Here is a 297-nt window from a genome sequence, read left to right as displayed (position 1 = left end):
CGCTCGGCCTGAAGGTCCTTACCGGCGGCGGCGCCGAAGTCCTGCTCGGCGGCGCGGCCCTGGCTACCGCGGACCACCTGGACACCTCCGGCCTGGACCCGCGCCTGGCGGAGACCGTGATCCGGATAGCGGCAGACGTCTCGAATCCGCTGTACGGGCCAGACGGGGCGGCGCACGCTTTCGGTGAACAGAAGGGCGCCGACGCGGTCTCGCGGCGGTTGCTCGACGAGGCGCTGCAGCGCTGGGCCCAGTTGCTGCTGAAGGCAACAGGCCGCGACGTCAACGTGGCGGGCGCCG

Annotated in this window: 1 protein-coding gene; it reads left to right on the top strand. The window is 72.7% G+C overall.

The window, feature by feature from the left end; all coding sequences use genetic code 11:
* The coding region (locus AC5RUJ_RS18970; protein ID WP_494156603.1) for a glycerate kinase at positions 1–297 on the top strand (297 nt) is incomplete at both ends.

Source organism: Arthrobacter sp. Y3223164 (genome assembly GCF_059091005.1).
Note: the sequence above shows the minus strand (reverse complement) of the source record. Positions and strands in the feature narration are given on the sequence as shown.